Origin of the sequence: Pseudomonas kribbensis (assembly GCF_003352185.1) — a bacterium.
Classification (GTDB): domain Bacteria; phylum Pseudomonadota; class Gammaproteobacteria; order Pseudomonadales; family Pseudomonadaceae; genus Aquipseudomonas; species Aquipseudomonas kribbensis.
On record NZ_CP029608.1, the window covers coordinates 2,857,284 to 2,880,235 of the forward strand.

At 60.3% G+C, this 22,952-nt stretch carries 21 protein-coding genes, 1 tRNA gene and 2 pseudogenes; 18 read left to right on the plus strand and 6 right to left on the minus strand.

Going from position 1 to position 22,952, the window contains the following annotated elements; genetic code table 11:
• The first annotated feature begins 208 nt into the window (after nt 1–208).
• A complete protein-coding gene (locus DLD99_RS13060) occupies nt 209–1,294 on the plus strand; it encodes an acyltransferase family protein (RefSeq protein ID WP_114882615.1) in 1,086 nt (361 codons plus the stop codon).
• Between the two features lie 58 nt (nt 1,295–1,352).
• A pseudogene (locus DLD99_RS13065) lies at nt 1,353–1,628 on the plus strand (glycoside hydrolase family 19 protein); the annotation flags it as partial.
• Between the two features lie 100 nt (nt 1,629–1,728).
• Here the strand turns inward: DLD99_RS13065 and DLD99_RS13070 are convergent.
• Nucleotides 1,729–1,816, minus strand: a tRNA-Ser gene (locus tag DLD99_RS13070).
• 122 nt (nt 1,817–1,938) lie between these two features.
• Here DLD99_RS13070 and DLD99_RS13075 point away from each other — a divergent pair.
• Both DLD99_RS13075 and DLD99_RS13080 read left to right on the plus strand, forming a co-directional pair.
• Nucleotides 1,939–2,610, plus strand: coding sequence for a Bax inhibitor-1/YccA family protein (locus tag DLD99_RS13075; RefSeq protein WP_027613775.1), 672 nt, complete (start codon nt 1,939–1,941; stop codon nt 2,608–2,610).
• 121 nt (nt 2,611–2,731) lie between these two features.
• A pseudogene (locus DLD99_RS13080) lies at nt 2,732–3,753 on the plus strand (IS110 family RNA-guided transposase).
• A 280-nt stretch (nt 3,754–4,033) separates the two neighbouring features.
• Here the strand turns inward: DLD99_RS13080 and DLD99_RS13085 are convergent.
• On the minus strand, nt 4,034–4,360 hold the full coding sequence (locus DLD99_RS13085) for a YceK/YidQ family lipoprotein (protein ID WP_085708259.1): 327 nt from the start codon (nt 4,358–4,360) through the stop codon (nt 4,034–4,036).
• A 40-nt stretch (nt 4,361–4,400) separates the two neighbouring features.
• Nucleotides 4,401–4,838 (minus strand): Lrp/AsnC family transcriptional regulator, encoded by a 438-nt coding sequence (locus DLD99_RS13090; RefSeq protein ID WP_114882617.1) that lies wholly within the window; start codon nt 4,836–4,838, stop codon nt 4,401–4,403.
• A 139-nt stretch (nt 4,839–4,977) separates the two neighbouring features.
• On the opposite strand from DLD99_RS13090, the gene DLD99_RS13095 reads away from it, so the two are divergent.
• Nucleotides 4,978–5,871, plus strand: coding sequence for a DMT family transporter (locus tag DLD99_RS13095; protein ID WP_114882619.1), 894 nt, complete (start codon nt 4,978–4,980; stop codon nt 5,869–5,871).
• A 3-nt stretch (nt 5,872–5,874) separates the two neighbouring features.
• On the opposite strand, the gene DLD99_RS13100 is transcribed toward DLD99_RS13095, so the two are convergent.
• Together DLD99_RS13100 and DLD99_RS13105 are read right to left on the minus strand one after the other, a co-directional pair.
• Nucleotides 5,875–6,915: an FUSC family protein gene (locus DLD99_RS13100; RefSeq protein WP_208647530.1), complete on the minus strand. Its 1,041-nt coding sequence runs from the start codon at nt 6,913–6,915 to the stop codon at nt 5,875–5,877.
• Nucleotides 6,916–6,961: 46 nt separating this feature from the next.
• Complete coding sequence (locus DLD99_RS13105; RefSeq protein ID WP_114882621.1) at nt 6,962–8,587, minus strand: NADP-dependent glyceraldehyde-3-phosphate dehydrogenase; 1,626 nt, start codon at nt 8,585–8,587, stop codon at nt 6,962–6,964.
• A gap of 266 nt (nt 8,588–8,853) precedes the next feature.
• Between DLD99_RS13105 and DLD99_RS13110 the strand changes: the two genes are divergently transcribed.
• The 13 genes from DLD99_RS13110 (at nt 8,854) to DLD99_RS13170 (ending at nt 22,212) form a co-directional block, all read left to right on the plus strand.
• Nucleotides 8,854–9,207, plus strand: a complete 354-nt coding sequence (locus DLD99_RS13110; RefSeq protein ID WP_114882623.1) for a c-type cytochrome — start codon at nt 8,854–8,856, stop codon at nt 9,205–9,207.
• 76 nt (nt 9,208–9,283) lie between these two features.
• A complete protein-coding gene (locus DLD99_RS13115; protein WP_162803524.1) occupies nt 9,284–10,612 on the plus strand; it encodes a D-arabinono-1,4-lactone oxidase in 1,329 nt (442 codons plus the stop codon).
• Nucleotides 10,613–10,686: 74 nt separating this feature from the next.
• Nucleotides 10,687–11,895, plus strand: a complete 1,209-nt coding sequence (locus DLD99_RS13120) for a DSD1 family PLP-dependent enzyme (RefSeq protein WP_162803525.1) — start codon at nt 10,687–10,689, stop codon at nt 11,893–11,895.
• Between the two features lie 205 nt (nt 11,896–12,100).
• A complete protein-coding gene (locus DLD99_RS13125; protein ID WP_114882629.1) occupies nt 12,101–12,712 on the plus strand; it encodes a transposase in 612 nt (203 codons plus the stop codon).
• 73 nt (nt 12,713–12,785) lie between these two features.
• Nucleotides 12,786–14,381, plus strand: coding sequence for a ShlB/FhaC/HecB family hemolysin secretion/activation protein (locus DLD99_RS13130; protein ID WP_114882631.1), 1,596 nt, complete (start codon nt 12,786–12,788; stop codon nt 14,379–14,381).
• A gap of 15 nt (nt 14,382–14,396) precedes the next feature.
• Nucleotides 14,397–16,196, plus strand: a complete 1,800-nt coding sequence (locus tag DLD99_RS13135) for a DUF2341 domain-containing protein (protein ID WP_114882633.1) — start codon at nt 14,397–14,399, stop codon at nt 16,194–16,196.
• 11 nt (nt 16,197–16,207) lie between these two features.
• Complete coding sequence (locus DLD99_RS13140; protein ID WP_007955109.1) at nt 16,208–16,633, plus strand: ExbD/TolR family protein; 426 nt, start codon at nt 16,208–16,210, stop codon at nt 16,631–16,633.
• A gap of 3 nt (nt 16,634–16,636) precedes the next feature.
• Nucleotides 16,637–17,341 carry an energy transducer TonB family protein gene (locus DLD99_RS13145; protein WP_114882635.1) on the plus strand — a complete coding sequence of 235 codons (705 nt, stop codon included), beginning with the start codon at nt 16,637–16,639 and terminating at the stop codon, nt 17,339–17,341.
• 39 nt (nt 17,342–17,380) lie between these two features.
• Nucleotides 17,381–19,078: a putative porin gene (locus DLD99_RS13150; protein ID WP_114882637.1), complete on the plus strand. Its 1,698-nt coding sequence runs from the start codon at nt 17,381–17,383 to the stop codon at nt 19,076–19,078.
• A gap of 17 nt (nt 19,079–19,095) precedes the next feature.
• Complete coding sequence (locus tag DLD99_RS13155) at nt 19,096–19,725, plus strand: DNA repair protein (protein ID WP_114882639.1); 630 nt, start codon at nt 19,096–19,098, stop codon at nt 19,723–19,725.
• Between the two features lie 29 nt (nt 19,726–19,754).
• On the plus strand, nt 19,755–20,219 hold the full coding sequence (locus DLD99_RS13160) for a YbjN domain-containing protein (RefSeq protein ID WP_114882641.1): 465 nt from the start codon (nt 19,755–19,757) through the stop codon (nt 20,217–20,219).
• Between the two features lie 11 nt (nt 20,220–20,230).
• Nucleotides 20,231–21,163, plus strand: coding sequence for a peptidylprolyl isomerase (locus tag DLD99_RS13165; protein WP_425273016.1), 933 nt, complete (start codon nt 20,231–20,233; stop codon nt 21,161–21,163).
• Between the two features lie 71 nt (nt 21,164–21,234).
• Complete coding sequence (locus tag DLD99_RS13170; protein WP_114882645.1) at nt 21,235–22,212, plus strand: LysR family transcriptional regulator; 978 nt, start codon at nt 21,235–21,237, stop codon at nt 22,210–22,212.
• A 115-nt stretch (nt 22,213–22,327) separates the two neighbouring features.
• Here DLD99_RS13170 and DLD99_RS13175 read toward each other — a convergent pair whose 3' ends face one another.
• Nucleotides 22,328–22,699 carry a DUF6124 family protein gene (locus DLD99_RS13175; protein WP_114882647.1) on the minus strand — a complete coding sequence of 124 codons (372 nt, stop codon included), beginning with the start codon at nt 22,697–22,699 and terminating at the stop codon, nt 22,328–22,330.
• Nucleotides 22,700–22,952 lie beyond the last annotated feature (253 nt).

The window sequence follows — 22,952 nt, forward strand, 5'->3', positions numbered from 1 at the left end:
TTCGCTGTTTCAGAGCTGGTGTAGCTTTCCCGGAGGACTGGTGGGTATGTAGAGGATCTGCGCGCCATCGTTCGCACCTGTTCTGGGGATATCACAGCTATATTGCCGGAGATGCCAGCCTGTCCAGTAGGGACGTAAACGCCGCGCAGGACGGCTCTCAAATTTCCATGGTAGACTCATGCAGTGAAAATACTGCGTGAGTGCGTGGATGAGAAGTTACACTGCTGAATGGTGGCAATATTTAAGTAGTAATAGTAAGTATCAGGGCTTGGACCTTCTTAGGGCTATTGCAATCGTTATGGTTCTGGTTTGGCATAATATGCCGACAGTCTTTAGGTTTGGCTGGGCTGGTGTTGATCTGTTTTTCATACTGTCCGGTTTTCTGGTCGGTAAAATAATCTTTTCATCCGTGGATTCTGGATATTTTTCATATGGAAAATATATATCCAGCCGTTTGTTAAGAATTTATCCGCTTTATATGTTTTCTGTTTTTGTTTATATTTGTGAGCTTTCAAGTAGGGGGTATTCAGGGTCTGTTGCTGAGTATGTGAGAATATTTTTAGCTCATTCTATTTTCATTCAAACTATCGTTTATGATATTTGGGGTGCTGATCTTCCTTTTTATCAGATAACCTGGAGTTTGGTCGTCGAGATGCTTTTCTATATGACGGCCCCGTTTTTAATTATTTTACTTGTTCGCTTCAGGGCTGTTTGGGTTGGTGTTGTAGCGGTATTTGTCTCTTTTATGATTTTGAGGTTCTATTTGTCATCGGGTTACTCACCGGATGATACAAACTGGCAGTTTTTTTTGTTTATAAAGCCATACTATAGATACGATGAGCTTGTGTTTGGTGTTGCCGTGGCATACGCCGTTTTAAAAGGTGTAAGAGCATTTAAGGGGTTATCTTTAATAGTTGGGCTATTTGTGGTTCTTTCGGCATTTTTCTACATCTGGAATGTTCCTGGCGCTGATAAATATCCTAGCGTTGGTATGCTGACCAGGGATGGCGTAATTATTCCAACAGTCTTGGCCATTGGGTTCTCTCTTGTTGTTTACGCTTTGTATGATAAAAATATTTCATCTGCCTATGTTAATGTGATTGCAAGGTTGGCGTATCCATTGTATTTGTTGCATATGTTTGTTTATCATCAATACAATGGACTTGCCGGGTATCTTTTTATTAGCTTGATAGTGGCATTGGCTGCTTCATATGCTATCGAGTATCCGTTTATTCGGATGTACAAGGAAAAGAGAGAGAAATCTCAGCCGGAAGCCAATGCTGCTACAACCTAAATGATCCGTTTGTACGAAGCCCGCCCAGTGCGGGCTTTTTTGTACCCTGGAGAAAACCATGCCGATCACCCAGCAGCAGTTGCTGCAAATCCTCCCGAACGTCGGCGCCAAAGCCGGCGATTTTGCACTTGCTCTCGTTACGGCAATGCAGCGGTTCCAAATTGTTGGCGCCAGGCGCGTTGCCGCGTTCATCGCCCAAACCGGTCATGAATCCGGCCAATTGCGCTGGGTGCGTGAGGTCCGGGGGCCGACGGATGCCCAGCGCGGATACGAAGGCCGCAAAGATCTGGGCAACACCGTGGCGGGTGATGGCAGGAAGCTCTGCGGCCGGGGACGTCCAGAATAGTTATGGAACGCTTCCTGAATGACGCGGAATTTTCAGAACGCCAGAAACGACAAAGCCCTGAATAATCAGGGCTTTGTCGTATCAAATATGGCGGAGGCGATGGGATTCGAACTCATGGACCTGTTACAGTCGACGGTTTTCAAGACCGTTGCCTTAAACCACTCGGCCACACCTCCGTTGCGTTGCGGGCGCCATAATACCTGAATGAAACACACTGTCAAACTCTGTGCATGGCTTGTTACAGAGCGTCTGTTATCATCTTTGCGACTGAACGTTTCAAACCAACAGGAGTGTCGCCATGCGCGAACAGGATTACGCAGTTCACAACAGCGTGCAGGCTGAGCAGCTAGAGGTTAGCCGCGTCCTGCGCAACACATACGGCTTGCTGGCGCTCACCCTCGCTTTCAGCGGTGTGATGGCTTTCGTGGCCCAGCAGATGCGCGTCGGCTACCCGAATATTTTCGTGGTGCTGATCGGTTTCTACGGCTTGTTCTTCCTCACCAACAAACTCCGTGATTCGGCCTGGGGCCTGGTGTCGGCGTTTGCCCTGACCGGTTTCATGGGTTTCCTGCTCGGCCCGATCCTCAACCGTTACCTGGGCATGCAGGGCGGCGCTGAAGTGGTCAGCTCCGCGTTCGCGATGACTGCACTGGTGTTCGGTGGCCTGTCGGCCTACGTGCTGATCACCCGCAAGGACATGAGCTTCCTCGGTGGCTTCATCACCGCAGGTTTCTTCGTGTTGCTGGGTGCAACGCTGGCGAGCATGTTCTTCCAGATCAGCGGCCTGCAACTGGCGATCAGCGCAGGTTTCGTGCTGTTCTCGTCGGTCTGCATCCTGTTCCAGACCAGCGCCATCATCCACGGCGGCGAGCGCAACTACATCATGGCGACCATCAGCCTGTATGTATCGATCTACAACCTGTTCATCAGCCTGTTGCAGATCTTCGGCATCATGAGCCGCGACGACTGATCGCTACACCGCTATAAACAAAAAACCCGCGAGAGCGGGTTTTTGAGATGGTCAGCCTGACCGAGAAGCCCTGCAGGTTTACGCTTGCAGGGCTTTTCTCGTTTTCGGCGGAGGATCTCTCATGAACACGATGACGCTTCTCGGTATCGACATTGGCAAACACAGTTTCCACCTGCATGGCCAGGATGCCAAAGGTCATCAGGTAATGCGCAAGAAAACCAATCGTGGCCAATTGCTCAGCACCTTGGCCCAGCTACCGGCCTGCACGGTGGTGATGGAGTCATGCGGCGGCGCTCACTGGCTTGCTCGACAGATCGGCACTTTGGGCCACGAGGTGAAGCTGATCGCCCCGCAGTACGTCAAACCGTTCGTCAAAGGCAACAAAAACGACTTCATTGATGCCGAAGCGATTTGCGAGGCGGCAAGCCGCCCCGCGATGCGCTTCTGCTCGATCAAAACCGCAGAGCAACAACGCTTTCAGCGCTGCATCGTGTCCGAGATTCCCTGATTGGCCATCGCACCGTCGCGATCAACCAGATTCATGGGTTTCTGCTGGAGTTCGGGATCAGCCTGCCTATTGGAACCGCTGCGCTGCATCATGTGCCGATGTTGCTCGACAACCCGCAACACTCGGTGCCGTTGCGCCTCAAGGGTTTGGTGATGCGTCTCTACCGGCAGATTCAGCAACTGGACCAAGAGATCAAGGACATCGAGTCCGACCTCAAGCAACAGTTGAAAGAGGACGACGCCGGAAGCCGTTTGCAGAGCATCCCTGGCATCGGCCCGATCACTGCCAGCGCCTTGCTGGCAGATATAGGGGATGTCTCGAACTATCGCAGCGCACGTGATTTCTCGGCTTCGTTGGGGTTGGTACCGAAACAGCATTCAACCGGCGGAAAGACAGTGCTGCTGGGGATCACAAAACGCGGCGACAAGCACATACGCCGGCTGCTGGTGCAGGGCGCACGAGCCATCATGCAGCATATCGACGGTAGGGATGATGCGTTGGGGCCTTGGGTTCGAGAGCTGCTGACGCGTCGGCACTCCAATATCGTCGCCTGCGCGCTGGCGAACAAACTGGCACGAATCGTGTGGGCGGTACTGGCGAAAGGCGGCCAGTACGACCCACATCCGAACGCTTGAACGTACAGCTTTAACACCGGCTTTTGCGACGTCACTGACTGATGACAGTAAACGGCAAACGGCCCGACTGAGAACCTGGCAACAAAATCAGCTTCAGAAGCTGAGGGTTTTTTCAGGACAGTCGGGAGCGGCTACTCATCGAGGGTCGAGCGTTGTGGCGCAACGCTCACAATGAGCCCGGATACATTAGCGCAAGCCAGCTTTACCGAAAACAGCCCATGAGGTTGCAGGAGATGGGCTGACCATACATTTTGTTGTCTGCGAAAAAGAGAGCAGGCGATCAATTGATCACGATGCTGCCATCGGCCTGTTGCTTATAGATCGTGTAGGGCAACAGCAATGTATCGAGCACTCCCGACACGGCCGCATCGACCAGCAGGCCCGGCGTCGCGTTCTTGTAGTTGAACGCATCGACATCATCCGGCTTTTCGGCGTGCAGCAAGCAGAAGTCGTAAGTCACGCCGCTGTAAATGCGTGGCACGGCGCCGCAGTAGGATTTGTTCGCTTTCAACTGCTCAGTGGAGTGCTTGTCACTGAACGCCACGGTCTGCACCGTCCCGCACCCAGCCAGCATCAACACCGCCAGCATCATTGCCTGAATTTTCATGCCGCCAATCCTTCGCCGGAAAAAACTCAATCTACGCCGCTTACGCCATCGGCGGCAATCGTCGTTTGACCGGAGTCTTCTTGACGATCGCGGTGTTGGTTTCGGCCAGGGTATTGAGGCGGTCGAGCAAGGTATCCAGCTGCTCCATCGACCGCACATGCAGGCGGGCGATGAAGCAGTCTTCGCCGGTAACCTTGTCGCACTCGGTGAACTCGGGAATCGACATAATCTGCCGCTCCACTTCCTGCAACTGTCCCGGCAATGGCCGCACGCGAACGATGGCCTGCAACTGGTAGCCGAAGCATTTCGGATCGATCTCCAGGGTGTAGCCCTTGAGCACGCCGCGCTCTTCCAGTCGGCGCAAGCGCTCGGCCACACTCGGCGAGGACAGCCCGCTGATCTGCGCCAGGGCCTTGAGCGAACGCCGGGAGTCTTCCATCAAGGCCCCGATCAGGATCTGGTCAATATCGTCGGTCATACAAATAACTCCCGCATTAGGCGAGTGACGCAAACCACCCTTGATAAAAAAGGCGGAAATCGAGTTTAGCCTGCTTTTTGCGCTGGAGAAGCCCCGGTCTCGCTTGGCATACTTTTGCCACACATTAAGGAGATTGATGATGGACAAAACAATCCGTCGCGGCTCATTTGAAATGACCGCTGCCATGCTGATATCCGGGACGATCGGCTGGTTTGTGCTGGTGTCCGGGCAACCGGTGCTGGACGTGGTGTTCTGGCGCTGCGTATTCGGCGCCGGAACCTTGCTGCTGATCTGCGCCGCCTTCGGCTTTTTGCGGCCGGGCATTCTGACCAGCACCACGTTCCTGCTGGCCGTGCTCAGCGGTGTGGCGATCGTCGGCAACTGGGTGCTGTTGTTCGCCTCCTATTCACGGGCCTCGATTGCCATCGGTACGGCGGTGTACAACGTGCAGCCGTTCATGCTGGTGGGATTGGCGGCGCTGTTTCTGGGCGAGAAAATCACCCTGCAAAAGCTGTTCTGGCTGGCGATTTCGTTTATGGGCATGCTGGCCATCGTCAGTGCCCACGGCGGGCAGGGCGAGGGTGGCAATGATTACCTGATGGGCATCGCGCTGGCGCTGGGGGCGGCGTTTCTGTACGCCATCGCCGCGTTGATCATCAAGCGACTGACCGGCACGCCGCCACACCTGATCGCACTGATCCAGGTCTGCACTGGTGTGTTGCTGCTGGCACCGTTCGCCCACCTGAACGCGCTGCCACAGGCGCCGAGTGCCTGGGCCAGTCTGGTGACGCTGGGCATCGTCCACACCGGTCTGATGTACGTGTTGCTCTACGGCGCGATCCAGAAACTGCCGACGGCACTGACCGGCGCACTGTCGTTCATCTATCCGATTGCAGCGATTTTTGTCGACTGGTTTGCCTTCGGCCATCAACTGCAGACCCTGCAATGGGTTGGCGTGGCGGCAATCCTGCTGGCCGCCGCCGGGATGCAACAGGGCTGGGGCTTCAAGTCGCGACGCCTGGCGGCGCAGTAATCCTCAGATGTTCCAGCGTGGTGCGGTCTTCGCCAGGCGCTGGCGCATTTCGCCGATGTTGGACGCCAGTTGCCGGGTCAGCAGACGGTAACCGTCCAGCGGGCTGTAAACCGGTGCGTCGAGGCTGGCGTCCGGCAATTCCACCGGGCGCCCGAGGCGCTGAGTCGAACCGGTTTTCAGGGCCCGGGCCATGCCGATCAGTTGCACACGGATCTGCCGATGCTCGGCCTTCAAGGCCGATTGCAGATGGGCCATGGCTTCAGGGTCGTTGGTGTCCGGCCGGGTATTGCCGAGGATTTCCAGGGTGCTGATGCACATGCGCAGGTTGCGCTGGATCGCGTCTAGTTCGGTCATCGAGACCTTCACTTCCTTGGACACTGACGGCATCAGCGAACGCAGTTGCACCATCACCGTGTTCAAGCGGCCCATCAGTTTAAGATGTTCATCGGCGGAAACCGGCTCGCCGCTGATGATCCGCCCGTACACGGTTGCGCAGTCGCGCAACGCGTCGGCCAGGTTGTAGCGCCATGAGTACACCGCGTACAGCGGCAGGGCGAAGGAAAAGGCCAGGGCCAGGGCGATACCGATCAGGATATCGACCCCGCGCCACAGCCCGTCGGTGATCGGGTTGTCGCCATGTCCGGCGACGATAAAAACGGTAATGGCCGAGAGCAGGGCGGTGTAGCCGCCCTTGCCGATGGCGTGATACGAGAAGAATCCGCACACCACCGCCATTGCAAAATACGTCAGCCACGGCAGGCCGAGCCAGGCCTGTTGCGCCACCAATAACAGACCGACGCCGGCACCGATCAAGGTGCCGGTAGCGCGCTCGGCGGCTTTCTTGCCGATGTTGCCGTGATGCTGCAAACCGCCGATGACCACCAGCATGGTCACCGACGCCCATTCGCCGTGGGGCAGGCTGATGCCGGTGGTCAGCAGGATTGTCGCCAGCAGTCCCAGTGCTACCCGCACCGCATGAATCAGCCGCGCATGCCGGTAGCGACGGTACGGGTCCAGCAACGGCCGCAGAATCCGCCGCAACAGCGGCGGCCAGCGGTGAGGGCTGAAAGTGCTCAGCGGTGATTCCTCCTCAGAAGATGTAATCGGTGGCAATGAAGTTCGAATCGCGCCCGCGAATGATTTCGCTGATCAGATCCTTGTTGGGTTCCTGGAATTTGGTCGCCACCAGCGTACGGATCGAAAACACCCGCAGCGCATCGTGTACCGACAGCGTGCCTTCGGCGGAGTTCTTGCGCCCGTTGAACGGGTAGGTGTCCGGGCCGCGCTGGCACTGAGCGTTGAGGTTGATCCGCCCGACCTGGTTGGCGAAGGTGTCGACCAAACGGCCGACCGCCACCGGGTTGGTGCCAAAGATGCTCAGTTGCTGGCCGAAGTCCGACTCCAGCACGTAGTCGATCACGGTATCGAGGTGACGGTACGGCACGATCGGCACTACCGGGCCGAACTGCTCTTCCTGATACACGCGCATCTGCGGCGTCACCGGGTACAGCACCGCCGGATAGAAGAACGATTCCCGCGACTCGCCGCCATTCGGGTTGACCAACTGGGCGCCCTTGCTTTGCGCATCGGCGACCAGGCCGTGCAAGTAATCGACCTTGCCCGACTCCGGCAGCGGCGTCAGCGACACGCCGCTGTCCCACGGCATGCCCGGTTTCAGGCTGGCCAGTTTGGCGTTGAATTTCTCGATGAAGCTTTCGACCACGTCTTCATGCACGAACAGGATTTTCAATGCGGTGCAGCGCTGGCCGTTGAACGACAGGGAGCCGGTGACCGCTTCGCTGACGGCGTTGTCCAGATCCACTTCCGGCAGGACGATGCCGGGGTTCTTTGCATCCAGCCCCAGCGCGGCGCGCAAACGGTGCGGTTTCGGGTGCAGCTTCTTCAGGTCGCTGGCGGCCTTGTTGGTGCCAATGAACGCGAAGATGTCGATCTTGCCGCTGGCCATCAGCGCGCTGACGGTCTCGCGGCCGCTGCCGTAGATCACGTTGATCACGCCGGTCGGGAAGCTGTCGCGGAAGGCTTCGAGCAGCGGCCGGATCAGCAGCACCCCGAGCTTGGCCGGTTTGAACACCACGGTGTTGCCCATGATCAGCGCCGGAATCAGCGTGGTGAACGTTTCGTTCAACGGATAGTTGTAAGGCCCCATGCACAGCGCCACGCCAAGCGGTACGCGGCGGATCTGGCCGAGGGTGTCCTGTTCCAGCTCGAAGCGGCTGGAGCGGCGGTCGAGTTCTTTCAGCGCGTTGATGGTGTCGACGATGTAGTCGCAGGTGCGGTCGAACTCTTTTTCCGAGTCCTTGAGATTCTTGCCGATTTCCCACATCAGCAGTTTCACCACGGCTTCGCGCTGCTGGCGCATGCGTCCGAGGAAGGCTTCGACATGCTGGATTCGTTCGGCCACACGCATGGTCGGCCACAGGCCCTGGCCCCGGTCGTAGGCGCGGACGGCGGCGTCGAGGGCAGTCAGGGCGGTGTCGGCGTCCAGCAGCGGCGTGCTGCCGAGGATCACTTGTTCATCGCCGTTTTCACCGTGCAGATAGACCGGGCTGAGCACGGTGGCGAGGGGGCCGTCCCAGCGGCGCAACTGGCCATCGACCAGGTATTCACGTTGTTCGACCTGACCGTCGAGGCGGTATTTTTCCGGGATGTCGCTGACAGAAGGGAACAGATTGCCAAGGATGTTTGCTGTGGTCATGTCGCTACCCTGCTTGCCAATTGAAAAGTCTGTACAGGTTATACGCCTGAACGCGCTGCAATTTAAACCCGCAAATGTCACGCGAATGTCACGCAAAGGCGCAGGGCAGAGGGCTCAGCATAATATCCGTCGTTTAGACGATGTCGAGCTGCGTCCTGGCTGTCCCCGGATGCCCCCTTCGCTGGCCCGCAATGCCCTCAACGTGCTGGCGTCGCTGCCTTAAGGTGTGATCACAACAATAAGTGGCACCCCACGCGAGGATCGTTATGCGGGCATCCCGAATCACGTTGCTGCTGATGCTGGTCGCTGCACTGACCGGCTGCGGCGAAGACCCCAAACCCCCGGCCAGCACCAACAACGCCATTCCCAAAGACCCGGCGCTGGCGCAGATCTACGCCAACAGTTGCCAGCTCTGCCATGCCAACCCTGCCGCGAATGCGCCGCTGACCGGTGACCGCAAGGCCTGGGAGCCGCGCATCCAGCAGGGCGCCGACACGCTGCTCGACCACGCCATCAACGGCTACAACGGCATGCCGCCGATGGGCCAGTGCGTCGAATGCTCGGAAGAACAATTCCTCCAGTTGATCGGCTTCATGGCCGATCAGCCGCTGCCACAATAAGGGTGCGCGCATGACGATGGATCTGACTCGACGTCAGCTGTTGCAACGGGCAAGCATCGTCGGCGCTTTCAGTGCGCTGGCGACGAATCCGGCCTTGGGCCAATTGATGCGCGCACCCCGGTTGATCCCGTGGCGCAACTGGTCGGGCGGCCAGAGCTGCCTGCCGGCGGCGCGGGTGGCGCCGAAGAATCTGGATGAACTGACGGCGGTGATCCGGCAGGCACCGGGCAAGATTCGTCCGGTCGGCTCGGCACATTCCTTCAGCGCCTTGGTGCCCACCGACGGCACGTTGCTGTCGCTGAGCTACTTCAACGGCCTGCTCGATCACGACCCGAAAACCCTGCAAGCCGAATTCGCCGCCGGCACGCCGATGTCGCGCATGGGCACGCCGCTCAAGGACGTCGGCCAGGCCCTGCAAAACATGGCCGACATCGACTACCAGACCCTCGCCGGGGCGATTTCCACATCCACCCACGGCACCGGCAAAACCTTCCAGTCCTATTCCGCCCACGTCTGCGGCATGCAACTGGTAACCGCCAGCGGCGAGGTGCTGGACTGCGACAGCCAGCGTCATCCCGAAGTGTTCAACGCCGCCCGGGTGTCCCTCGGCGCATTGGGTGTGGCCACCAAAATCCGCCTGCAAAACCGCCCGGCCTACCGCCTGCGCGAACGCCAGTGGATCGCCAAGACCGAAGAGTTGCTGGAAGACATCGACAAGAACACGTCGGAAAACCAGCACTGGGAAATGCTCGTCGTCACCCATTCCGACTACGCCTTGTCCATCGCCCTCAACGAAACCACCGACCCGCCCACGCCGCCGATCCCGCCCGAAGAGGAGGGCGGCAACGAGTTCGTGACCCTGATCGAGAAGATCGACAAGTACGGCAGCGACTTCCCGGGTCTGCGCAGTTCGCTGCTCAACAGCCTGCGGCATCTGGCGAGTTTCGAGGATCGGGTGGGCGACTCGTTCGACATTTACGCCAACGTGCGCACCGTGCGCTTCAATGAGATGGAATACTCGGTGCCGGCCGAACATGGTCCGGCGTGCCTGCGCGAGATTCTCAAGCTGATCCGCGACAAGGACCTGCGCACCTGGTTTCCCATCGAGTACCGGTACGTCAAGGCCGACGACATTCCTTTGAGCATGTTCGAAGGTCGCGACAGCTGTTCGATCTCGGTCCACCAGCATTACCAGATGGACCATCACAACTTCTTCGCCGCCGTCGAACCGATCTTCTGGAAGTACAACGGCCGCCCGCACTGGGGAAAATTGCACACGCTCAACGCGCGCACGTTGCAGACGTTGTACCCGCGCTGGCAGGAATTCATTCAGGTACGCCAGGCGCTGGACCCGAGCGGCAAGTTTCTCAACGGGCATCTGTCGTCGATTCTGGGGGTGAGCTGATGGCGGTCAATCGACGTAATTTCGTGCTCGGAACTTTGGGCGTCGGCGCCTTGCTCGTGGGCGTAGGGGCGTGGCTGCGGCCGGGGGATCGCGGCGGGCCTTACAGCGAGTATTTCCGGGCGCTGAACAACGAGCTCAAGACCAAAGGTCCGATGCGCCCGGTGTTGTTGATCGATCTGGATCGCCTCGACCACAACATCGACGTGGTGATGGGTTCAGTGAAACGCAGCGGCAAGCACCTGCGACTGGTGGAGAAATCGCTGCCGTCGCCGGGGCTGCTCAGTTACATCGGCCAACGGGCCGGGACGCAACGGTTGATGTCGTTTCATCAGCCGTTTCTCAATCACGATGCGCTGGTCTATCCGCAGTCCGACATCCTGCTCGGCAAGCCGTTGCCGGTCCGTTCTGCCGAGCTGTTCTACCAGACCCACAAAGGCCCGTTCGACCCGGCGAAGCAACTGCAATGGCTGATCGACAACCCCGAACGTCTGCAGCAATACCTCGCGCTGGCCCAAGGGCTGGGCACCCGGATGCGGATCAACATCGAACTGGACGTCGGACTGCACCGGGGCGGCGTCAGTGACGTGAGCGTGCTCGGGCAGATGCTCGCGCTGATCGCCGCCAACCCGCAGCACCTGGAATTCGCCGGCTTCATGGGTTACGACCCGTTCGTGGGCATGGGCGTGCCGGGGATTCTCGGTTCACCCGAGGAATTGTTCGCCAAAGTGATGGTGATTTATCAGCGCTGCGTCGACTTCACCCGGCAGCAATATCCGGCGCTGTGGCATGACGGCTTGTGCCTGAACACTGCCGGAAGCCCAAGTTATCGCATGCACGAAAACGAAAGCCTGAGCAGCGAAGTCTCGGTGGGCACGGCGATGCTCAAGCCGACGCACTACGATCTGCCGTCACTGGTGGAGCATGTACCTGCCACGTACATCGCCACGCCGGTATTGAAAAGCACCGGCGCGGTGAACATCCCGGCACTGGATGACAAGTCGAAACTGTTTTCGTGGTGGGACGCCAACCAGCGCCAGACTTTCTTTATCTATGGCGGCAACTGGATGTCCGAATTCGAGTCGCCGCCGGGACTTCAGAGCAATGGTGTTTACGGGCGCAGCTCGAATCAGGAGATGGTCAATGGTTCGAATGCCGTGGGGCTGACGGTGGAAGATCAGGTGTTCCTGCGGCCGACGCAGACCGAAGCCGTCCTTCTGCAATTCGGTGACTTGCTGGCGGTGCGTGGTGGCAAGATCGTCGATACCTGGCCGGTTTATTCCTGACGTTAAATCACGACGAAAACCTGTGGGAACCAGCCAGTTCCCACAGGTTTTTTTATGCCCGCCGTTTCCCGATCAAATTCTGTAATGAAGCTTTTATGACAAAAGTTCGGTAGCACATCGCCAGTCCGGTCATGCCTATGTAACGCGCTTGAGGGGCCCTTTGGGCGCTTTTCACAAGCCGAGGCGGGACGCCGGGAGTGAGGCAATGGGGACTATGGAACGCTACTCGAAAGTGGGCATGCAGGAACTCGATCAACGCCTGTCGAAGATCGTCGAAGCCGCGCGCAAGAAGCCGGTTTCGGTGTATCGCTACGGCGCGCCGTGGGTCTGGATCGTGTCGCAGGATGACTGGCAGGGCGCCTTGAAAGAGGTTTCCAGCTACATTCCGCCGGGTCATTCGCTGGTGCTGTTGCGCCCGCAGATCGACGACCTGTTTGACGCCCACGCCGATCTCCTGCACGAACTCAACGCCCAGCCCGGCATGCTGATCCCGGCGCAAACAGTCATGCATATCCTGCTCCTGCAACTGTTGTATTCGGTGCCGAGCGAGCAGCAGTTGTTCGAGCAACTCAATTACAACCTGCTGTTCCGCTGGTTCGTCGGTCTGGGCCTGAACCAGAAAGTCTGGAGCTACAACGTCCTCAGTCGCGACATCGCCACGCTGCTCAACGAGCCCCGTGCGGTGCTGCTCATTCAGAAAATCATTGGCGAAGTGTTCTGCGGTGCCTTGCTGCAAATGCCCGAGTTCTCCTTGAACTTCGCGCTGCTGCACACCTGGCTCGGCAAGCACGCCTGCGCCCCGCACGTCAGCAACTGACGGCGGCCAGCAACCGACGCAATACACAGGGCGCCGAGACGCCAACAGGTCATCGCGAATTTCAGGGGGTAGTGTGGAGCAGATTTTCACGTCACGGCTGGCGCTGTGGGGCTGGCTGCTGGTGACGGCCGGCGTGCAGCCGGCGTTCGCCGAGGAGGCCGCAAACGCAGGTGCGCAGCGTCTAGTGGACGTCAACGAATACTTCGTGCGCGGCAACACCGTGCTCGATGCCCGGGCCATCGAAGAAGCGGTGTACCCGTTCCTCGGCCCGCAAAAAGCCCTGAGCGACATCGAAGGCGCGCGGGACGCCTTGCAGAAGGTCTATCAGGAACGCGGCTATCAATCGGTGTTCGTCGAACTGCCGGAGCAGGCGGTGGCCGACGGCATCGTCTACCTGCAAGTCAGCGAGACCAAGGTCGGCCGGGTGCGGGTGGTCGGCGCCAAACACTATTCGCCACTGGACATCCGTGACAACGTCCCGGCGCTGAAGGAAGGCGAAGTGCCGGACTTCGCCAAGGTCCAGGGCGAACTGGCGCAACTCAACAAGACCCCGGGCCGGCAGGTGATGCCGCTGGTGCGCGAAGGTCAGCGCCCCGGCACCATGGACGTCGATCTGCAAGTCGAAGACCAGAACCCGTGGACCGCCAGCGTGGGTCTGAACAACGACTACAGCGCCGACACCGAAAAGCTGCGCGCCGTAACCAGCCTCGGTTACAACAACCTCTGGCAGCTCGGCCACAGCATTAACCTGACCTACTTCACCGCACCGCAGGACACCGACAACGCCAAGGTCTGGTCCGGCTCCTACACCGCGCCGCTGACCGACCGCTGGAGCGTGCAGTTCTCCGGTTACCAGTCCGACAGTAACGTCGCCACCATCGGCGGCAGCAATGTGCTCGGCAAGGGCCATTCCTACGGCGTGTCGGCGATCTACACCATCCCGTCCAGCGGCAGTTGGTCGAACTCGCTGTCGGCCGGCATCGACTTCAAGGACTTCGACGAACGCCTGACCCTGTCCGGTGAGAGCGACAAGGTGCCGCTGAAATACGCGCCGTTCACCTTCGCCTACAACGGCTATCGCTACACCGAAAAAAGCCAGCTCGGCCTCGGCCTCAGCCTGGTCGCGGCCACTCGCAGCATTTTCGGCTACGGCAGCTCCGACGAAGAGTTCGACTACAAGCGCTACCGCGCCAAGCCGAGTTTTGCCGTGCTCAAGGGCGATACCAGTTTCACCTGGACCTTCGACAACGACTGGCAGAGCGCGAGCAAAGCCGCATTCCAGCTGGCGTCGGGGCCACTGGTTTCCAACGAACAATTCTCTGCCGGCGGCGCGACCTCGGTACGCGGCTATCTGGCCGCCGAGCGCACCGGCGATGACGGTGTGCTGCTCAGCCAGGAAGTCCGCACACCGTCCCTGGCCAAGTACGCCGGCACCTGGATGCAGGACTGGCGCTTCTACGCCTTCGCCGAAGGCGCGCAACTCTACCTGCGCGACGAACTGCCGGACCAGGACGCCAGTTACGCCCTGGCCAGTGTCGGCCTCGGCACCCGCGCCAGCCTGAGCAAATGGCTGTCCGGCAGCGTCGACTGGGGCTATCCGCTACTCGAAGGGCCGAACACCTCGAAACAGGAATCGCGCCTGCACTTCAACCTACAGGCCACTTTCTAACAAGGAGCACTTTCCATGCAGCGCCTATTCCTTTCGTTGTTGATCTGCCTGGGCTTCGTGCTCCCGGCCACGGCTCAGGCCTGGTGGCAGGACGACTGGCATTACCGCAAACAGATCGCCGTCGACACCACGCCACAAGGTGCCGGAATCAATCAGGCCTTGGGTCGCACTGCGCTGCTGGTGCGCCTGCACACCGGCAACTTCACCTTTGATGGCGTGAAAGAGGACGGCTCGGACCTGCGCTTCGTCGCAGCCGACGACAAGACCGTGCTCAACCACCAGATCGAAAGCTTCGACGCGTTGATGGGCATGGCGCTGATCTGGGTCGATGTGCCGAATGTCGAGGGCGGTCAGCGCCAGGACATCTGGATGTATTACGGCAACCAGAAAGCCCCGGCCACCAGTAACGGTCAGCTCACATTCGATCCGAATTACACCGCGCTCTATCACTTCGATGGCGCCACCGGCACCCCGGCCAAAGACACCACCGCCTACGGCAACACCGCGCAGAGCGCGACCGGCGCCGCGATTGACGGCGTGGTAGGGCGGGCCCTGCAGTTCAGCGGCCAGCCGTTGCTGCTGCCGGCCAGTCCGTCGTTGCAGCACAACGCTGGCAGCGCCTTCACCTTCAGTGCCTGGCTGCGACTGGATCAGGCCAATGGCGAGCAACTGATCCTGGCCCGCCGCGAAGGCACCAACAGCCTGCTGGTCGGTGTGAATCAGGGCGTACCGTTCGTGGAGATCGACGGCCAGCGCGCCGTGGCCACGCAACCGCTGAATCCGGGTCAATGGCAACACGTCGCACTGACCGCGGAAGGTTCGAAAGTGACGCTGTACATCAACGGTCGCGAAGGTGCGACGCTGGCTCAAGCGATGCCGGCGTTCAACTCGGTCATGGCCATCGGCGCCGACCTGCACGAAGGTCCTTTCCAGCCGTTCGTGGGCGCCATCGACGAACTGCGCCTGTCGAAAGTCGCCCGTCCGGCACCGCTGCTGCTGGCCGACGCTACCTCCCAGGGTGCCGAGTCGAAACTGGTCTCCTATGGCGTCGATGAAGAACAGTCCGGTTTCGGTTTCGGCAGCCTCGGCTTCCTGCTCAACGCGGTACCGGTGGACGCCTGGGTGATCATCGCGGTGCTGGTGCTGATGATGTTCCAGTCGTGGATCATCATGCTGCGCAAGAACCGCACCCTGAGCCGTGTCACCGCTGCCAACGAAGACTTCCGCGTGCAGTTCGCCAAGGTCGGCACGCGCCTGGAAATGTTCGCCGACGACACGCAACTCGCCCAGCGCCTGCAGCACTCGCCGCTGTGGCGCCTGTACCAGGTGGCGGTGAAAGAGATCCGCACCCGCCGCGAGCAGGGCGCCGATACCTCGTCCGTCTCCGCCGCGACCATCGAAGCCATCCGCTGCTCCATGGACGGCGTGCGCACCCGGGAAAACCAGCAACTGAGCTCGAAACTCTCGACCCTGTCCAACGCCATCGCCGGCGGCCCGTACATCGGCCTGCTCGGCACCGTGCTGGGGATCATGGTGGTGTTCCTCGGCACCGCCATGGCCGGTGACGTCAACATCAACGCCATTGCGCCGGGTATGGCGGCCGCGTTGCTCGCCACGGCCATGGGCCTGTTCGTCGCAATCCCGGCGCTGTTTGGCTACAACCGTCTGATCACCCGCAACAAGGAAGTCAGCGCCGACATGCGCGTGTTCGTCGACGAGTTCATCACCCGTCTGGCGGAGATGCACGGCGAAGGTCAGTCCAGTGAAGCGGCGCATCAGCGCGGTCATCACGCCAACCACTCCGTACCGGCCTGAGGAGCACTGACATGGCGTCCGTAAATGCCTCCCACGACGATGATGAAGATGCAGCGGTAGACAGCATCAACATCACGCCACTGGTGGACGTGCTGATGGTGGTGCTGGTGATGTTCATCCTCACCGCCACCGCACAGGTCTCCGGGATCCAGATCAACCTGCCCAAGGCCAGCGCCGCGGTGTCGCTGTCCGAGGCCAAGACCAAGGCGATTTCGGTCAACGACGGCGGCCAGGTGTTCCTCGACGCCTACCCGGTGACCCTGCCGGAGCTGGAAGAGCGCCTGCGCATCGAGAAGGCGCAGAACCCGGACTTCCCGGTGATCGTGCGCGGCGACGCCACGGTGCAGTACCAGAAGGTCATCGAAGTGCTGGATCTGTTGCGCCGGCTCGAACTGTCCCAGGTCGGTCTCGTCACCGGCAAACCGACGCAGGGCTGAGTCATGACTGCACAGATGCCAATCGAACCGCTGCCGGTGAAGAAGTCGCCAGTGCGCTACGTGAAGTGGGGCGCCGGGCTGATCCTCGGCGCACTCGCCGCGTGGTTCCTGTGGCAGTGGGCCAACGACATGAGCGGCATCCGCCGGGAAGCACCGAAGGTGCCGACGATCATTCCGTTGCCGCCACCGCCACCTCCGCCGCCGGAAAAACCGCCGGAGCCGGAAACCCCGGTGGAAGAAAAAGTCGTCGAGCCGGAGCCGACACCCGAGCCACAGGAAGTGAAACCCGAGGAAGAAGCGCCGCCATCGCCGGCGGACGACCTGGCCAACCCGATGCAAATGGACGGCGACGCCCAGAGCGGCAACGACGCCTTCAACATCGGCGCGGGCAAGGGCGGCGGCATGGCCGGCGCCGGTGGTGGGCGTGTGGGCAACGGTACTTACAGCCAGTTCCTCGCGTTCACCTTCCAGAAGCTGCTGCGCGAGAACCCGGACCTGCGCAACCTCGCGTTCTCGCTGCAGGCCGATGTCTGGCTGAGCGGAGTCGGCGAGATCACCCGGGTCGAACTGGTCAAGTCCAGCGGCAACCCCGAGATCGACACGCAGGTGCTGGCCGCGTTGCGTAACGCGCCCCATCTGAGCGAACGGCCACCGGCCTCCATCACCTTGCCTGTGCGCATGTCCCTGCAAGGGCGGCGTCCGGGTTAACCGAATTCATAAAGTTGTATGAAAAGGAGTTGTGTGCAGATGATTTCCAACGTGAATCGATTGTCCCTGGCGGTCGGCATGGTCATCGCGACCCTGGTCGGTCAGGCCGCGGCAGCGCCTGCGCCCTCGGAGAACGCCACGATCAATCTGATCCGCTTGCTGGTCGAGCAGGGCATTCTGAAACAGGACAAGGCCGACGCTTTGATCGCCCAGGCCCAGAACGAAGCGGCCCAGGCCAAGCAGGCTGCGGCGTCTACCGCCGTGGCGGCCGGGCCGGTCGCCGCACCGGGCGATGTGCGGGTGCAATACGTGCCGGCCGCGGTGCGCGACCAGATCCGTGATCAGGTCAAGGCTGAAGTCATGGCCACCGCCAAGCAGGAAAACTGGGCCGCGCCCAACACCTTTCCGGACTGGGCGTCGCGCATCAGCTTCGACGGCGATATTCGCCTGCGTGACGAATCGCGCTACTACTCGGGCAGCAACAGCAACGAAATCGTCGACTTCGCCCGACTCAACAACAACGGCCCGTACGACGTGAACCCCAACAGCAGCACCGCGTTGCCGCCGTTGCTCAACACCCGTGAAGACCGCACCAACCTGTTCCGCCTGCGCGCGCGGCTGGGCATGAAGGCGGAAATTTCGCCGGAATGGACCGCCGGCATCCGCATCGGCACCGGCTCGGACAACAACCCGGTGTCGACCACCCAGAACCTCGGCGGCGGTTTTGCCAAAAAGGACATCTGGCTCGATCAGGGCTACCTGACCTGGAAGCCGTCGGATGAACTGACCCTGACCGGTGGCCGCTTCGGCAACCCGTTCATGTCCACCGACATGCTGTATTCCAACGACCTGAATTTCGACGGTGTGGCGGCAATTTTCGACCACAAACTGAACCGCGACTGGGGCGTGTTCGGCACCGTCGGCGCGTTCCCGGTGGATTACACCAGCGACACCACCACCAGCAACGGCTTCGACAAGGAAGAAAGCGACAACAAATGGCTGTACGGCGCGCAGGTCGGCGCCAAGTGGGCGATCAACAGCAACAACCGCTTGAAAGGTGCGTTGGCCTACTACCGCTTCGAAGACATTCAGGGCCAGCGCTCCAGCCCTTGCGAGCCGTGGGCCGGCGCGCCGGGCTGCGACAGCGACGGCACCCGCGCGGCGTTCATGCAGAAGGGCAACAGCGTGTTTCTGCTGCGCGACATCACGCCGAACCCGCTCAACCCGACCACCACGCCGCAGCCGCAATTTGTTGGCCTGGCGTCGGAGTTCAACCTGCTGGACCTGAACCTGGTCTGGGACGCCGACCTGCCTGCGGACTTCAAACTGCGCAGCCAGGGCAACTACATCCACAACCTCGGCTACGACGAAGGCGACATGCGCAAGCGTTCGGCCGGGCAACTGGTCAACAACCTCGACAGCAGCGGCAACATCGAAAGCGGCGCCAATGCGTGGATGGTGCAGTTCACCCTCGGCAACGCGCTGGACCTGAAGAAGCAGGGCGACTGGAACCTGTTCGCCGGCTACAAGTACATCCAGCCGGATGCCTTGCCGGACGGCTTCAACGACTCGTCGTTCCACCTCGGCGGCACCAACGCCAAGGGTTACATCCTCGGGGGCAACTACGGTCTGGCGAAGAACGTCTACGCCACCGGTCGCTGGATGAGCACCGAGGCGGTGTATGGCGCGCCGTTCGACATCGACGTCTTGCAGCTCGAGATCAACACGCGCTTCTAAGGCGCCGGGAGAGGCAAATGCACACGCGAATCTTGTTGTTGGGTCTGGGTTTGATTGTTGCCAGCGGGGCCAGCGCCGAAGGCATGGAGGAACGTCTGCGCACCCAGTTGCGCAGCACCACCCAGCAGCTGCAAACCCTGCAAAGTCAGCAAGCCCAGGCCAGCGCCGCGCAACTGGCGGCGCAGAACGAAGCCAAGGCAGCGCAGGCGCAAATCAAGCAATTGACTGCCGAACTGGCCAAAGCCAAAGGCCTCGCCGAGCAACTGGCCGGGCAGCAACAGAGCCTGCACAGCCAGGCCCAGGCGCAGGTGGCGGCCAGCAACGAGCAGACCGGCAAGTTCAAGAAGGCCTATGACGAGCTGTTGGTCATGGCCCGTGCCAAAGAGGCAGAACGGTCTAAGCTTCAAGCGCAATTGGCCGAACGTGACACACAAGTGCAGCAATGTTCGGTCAAGAATCAACAAATGTACGGCGTGGCCAAGCAGATCCTTACCGCCTACGAAAACATCGATGTGGCCGAGGTGATGAAGATCCGCCAGCCCTTCGCCGGCAGCGCCCGGGTCAAGTTCGATGAACTGGCTCAGGGCTTCGGCGATGACCTGTACAAGACACAATTCGATGCGCCGCAAGCCGCGATCGCGCACTGATTAAAAGACTCATAGACAAGGAAGAAGTAATGACTCAATTGATCTCCCACGTATCTCCACAATCCCTGACCGAAGTGCTGCAAGCCGCCGGTTACCGCGTCAACCAGACCGAACAGAACGGCATCGTTCAACTGCTGAGCGCCAGTCAGGGCATCGGTTACGCGGTGCGTTTCGGCAACCCGGCGGTGGTAGAGCAGGGCAGCTACGTCGACTTCACCTTCAGCTGCGCACTGCGCGTACAGGGTGAATTGCCGTCGGGTGTGGCCGAGCAGTGGAACGCGACCCGTCGCTTTGCCCGGTTGTCGTTGCAGGGCGAGTTTCTGGTGATGGAAATGGACGTGGTGGTGGCCGCTGGCGTCAGCAGCGATTACCTGCGCGGCAATCTGGAACTGTGGGATCGCCTGCTGCAGGAATTCATCGTGTACCTGCGTGACTTCACCCAGAACGCCGCCGCCCAGGCTCCAAAGGTTGAGCAAGAGGAAGTCGCGCTGTGACGAAACCTGCCATGGTGATCAGCGCCGCTGCGGTGGCGCTGTTGGTGGTGGCCGTGGCGCTGGTGGTGCGGCCGGGCAATGACCCGGTCGCCGCCCAGCAACCGGCGCCGGTCGTGGGTGCCAGTGCCGGGCCGGCGGTGGCGCGGTTGGGCAATCAGCAAGTCACACCGGAGGAATTGCAGGCGCTGCTGGCGGCTGTTCCACCGCAGACCCGCGAGCAACTGCGCGGCAATCGTGAGGCGCTGGAGCGCTGGATACGTTCACGCCTGGCCGAAAAAGCCGTGCTGGAACAGGCCGACGCCCAGGGCTGGGCGCAGCGTCCGGACGTGGTTCGGCAGACCCGCGCCGCCACTGAGCAGATCGTGTTCCGCGACTATTTGCAGTCGGTGAGCAAAGTGCCGGCGGATTATCCGAGCGCCGTCGAATTGCAGCAGGCCTATGACGCGGGCAAGGCCAACTGGCAGACGCCGACGCTGTATCGGGTCAGCCAGATTTTCCTTGGGGTGAACGAGCCGCAGAACCTTGAGACCGTGCGCAAGCAGGCGGCGGACTTGAGCAAGAAGGCGCAAGCATCTCCGACGGACTTTGCAGCGATGGCCAAGGAGTTTTCTCAGGATCGGCTCACTGCCGAGCGCGGTGGTGACACCGGCCTGCAACCGTTGCAGCAACTGGTGCCGGAAGTGCGTGGCGCCGTGGCGCGACTCAAGGTCGGCGCGGTGTCCGATCCCGTTCAAAGCAGCGCTGGCTTCCACGTGATCAAACTCACCGAGCAACAACCGGCCCGTACCGCGACCCTCGACGAATTGCGTGACCAACTGACTCAGGCCTTGCGGGCACAACGTCAGGAACAGATCGCCCAGGCGTATCTGGACGGCATGCTCAACACCGCGACGCTGAGCATCGATGGGGCCGAGCTCAACAAGGTGCTGGAGGAAAAACTGTAATTCGGACTCACCGCAGCTCCCACAGGAGATGTGTGCAAAGGCAAACAACAAAGATCGACAGGGAGTCATCGATGTCATTCACCGAACCCGCAGGACGACAGGGCAGCCCCGATTTTCGCTGGCCGCAGGAAAAGGCCGAACCCTGGCTGGCGCAGGTTGCGAAGATCGAGGGCGAAATCGCGCAATACTTTCTGGTCAGCGCCCGCTGCGGCTGCTTCATGCAGGCCGCCCGCAGCCTCAACGTGCGCTCGACCCTGCTGCGCAAACAACTGGCGCAGCTTGAACAGCAACTGCAATGCGCGCTGTTCAGCTTCCAGGGCAGCGCCTTGACCCTGACCCGCGAAGGCCAGCAATTGCAGGCGCAACTGGTGGCCCTGGCCCACGAACGCAAACTGCCCGTGATCGAGCAACCCCTGATCAGGCTGGCCGTCGCCGAATCGATCCTGCACGACATCCTCGGCCGCGACCTCATCGCACTGCTGCGCCGCAACGCCAGCGTACGCCTCGAGATCATCGCCCTCGACAGCGAACTCGCCCTGCGCGCGGTCAGCGCCGACATCGTCCTGTGGCTCGCCCACGGCGAAACGCCGCACCCCGGCCCGACCTTCGCCACCAGCGAACCGCAACGCCTCGCGCAACTGGAATACCAGCCTCACATCGCCAAGCGCTACTCCCGCGTGACTGCACGCCCGGAAAGTCCCGATGATCTTGCCGATTTCATGCTGGTGCAATGGCAGCATGATCGGCAGATCGACAGCTTCCGGCCATGGAACAATCTGGTCGAGCAACGTCTGGCCGGGGTGGTGCAGATGCAGTCTTATGAACTGATGCTGGAGATGATCCGGTGCAGCGCTTGCATTGGTTTGTTGCCGATGTACATGAGCCGGTTTGATCGCGGGTTGGTGGCGTTGCCGGGGTTGTTTGACGAGGCGATGAGGTTGCAGGCGTGGTTGGCGGTGAACAGTGACTCGCAGAGTGTCGGGGAAGTGCAGGTATTGGTGGAGTTGATTCAACGCACGTTCAATGAACGACAGGAGTGGTTTGAATAATCGCGTAAAAAGGACGGACTTAATTTAATAAATCCGTCCCCTTTTTTTACAGTCCCCTTTTTTACACTGCAGATGCAAAAACGGCCCCGTAAAGGGGCCGTTTCGGATTCAGCACTCAGGGCCGAGGTTCAGCCGCCACATCCAGATTATCCAGCACCCGATTCACCGCCAGTTCCGCCAGCATGATCAGTTGCCCGATGCCCAGCAGCACATGCCGCTGCGGCGCATCGATCATCCCGGCGAAATCGCTGGCCATGGTTTTGGCCGAGGTCAGGGTTTCGCAGGCGTCGGCTAATAGTTCTTCGCTTGGGATGCCGGGGGCGATGAGGTAGCGGGTATTGGGTTTGAGCAGCGGCTTTCTGGGGTGGAACGGGTTGAGGTAGTGGTCGAGGGCGCGTTCGGCGGCTTCGTGGAATTTCTTTGAATCGAGGGTTTCGTAGGGCGAGCTCGGGTCGGTCTCGGGTGGGTTTGGTGTTGGTTTGATCATGATTGAACCTCCAGAGTCATGGAGCCGCCACGATTCGCTGCGATACGAAGAGGTGGCAGCTATACGCGGGTCGCAGACCGGGACTCTAGAACCGGCAGACCCGAGGGTCTCCCACGTACAGCCGCCATAAAACTGGAGGGTGTTGTGCGTCTAGAGATCGCGGGCTGCGAGACCCGATCACTGATTCATCAGCGACCCGGAAACGATAGAGCCGGCCCTCAAGGCGCACAAGCCGGCGGATTCTGGCGGATGC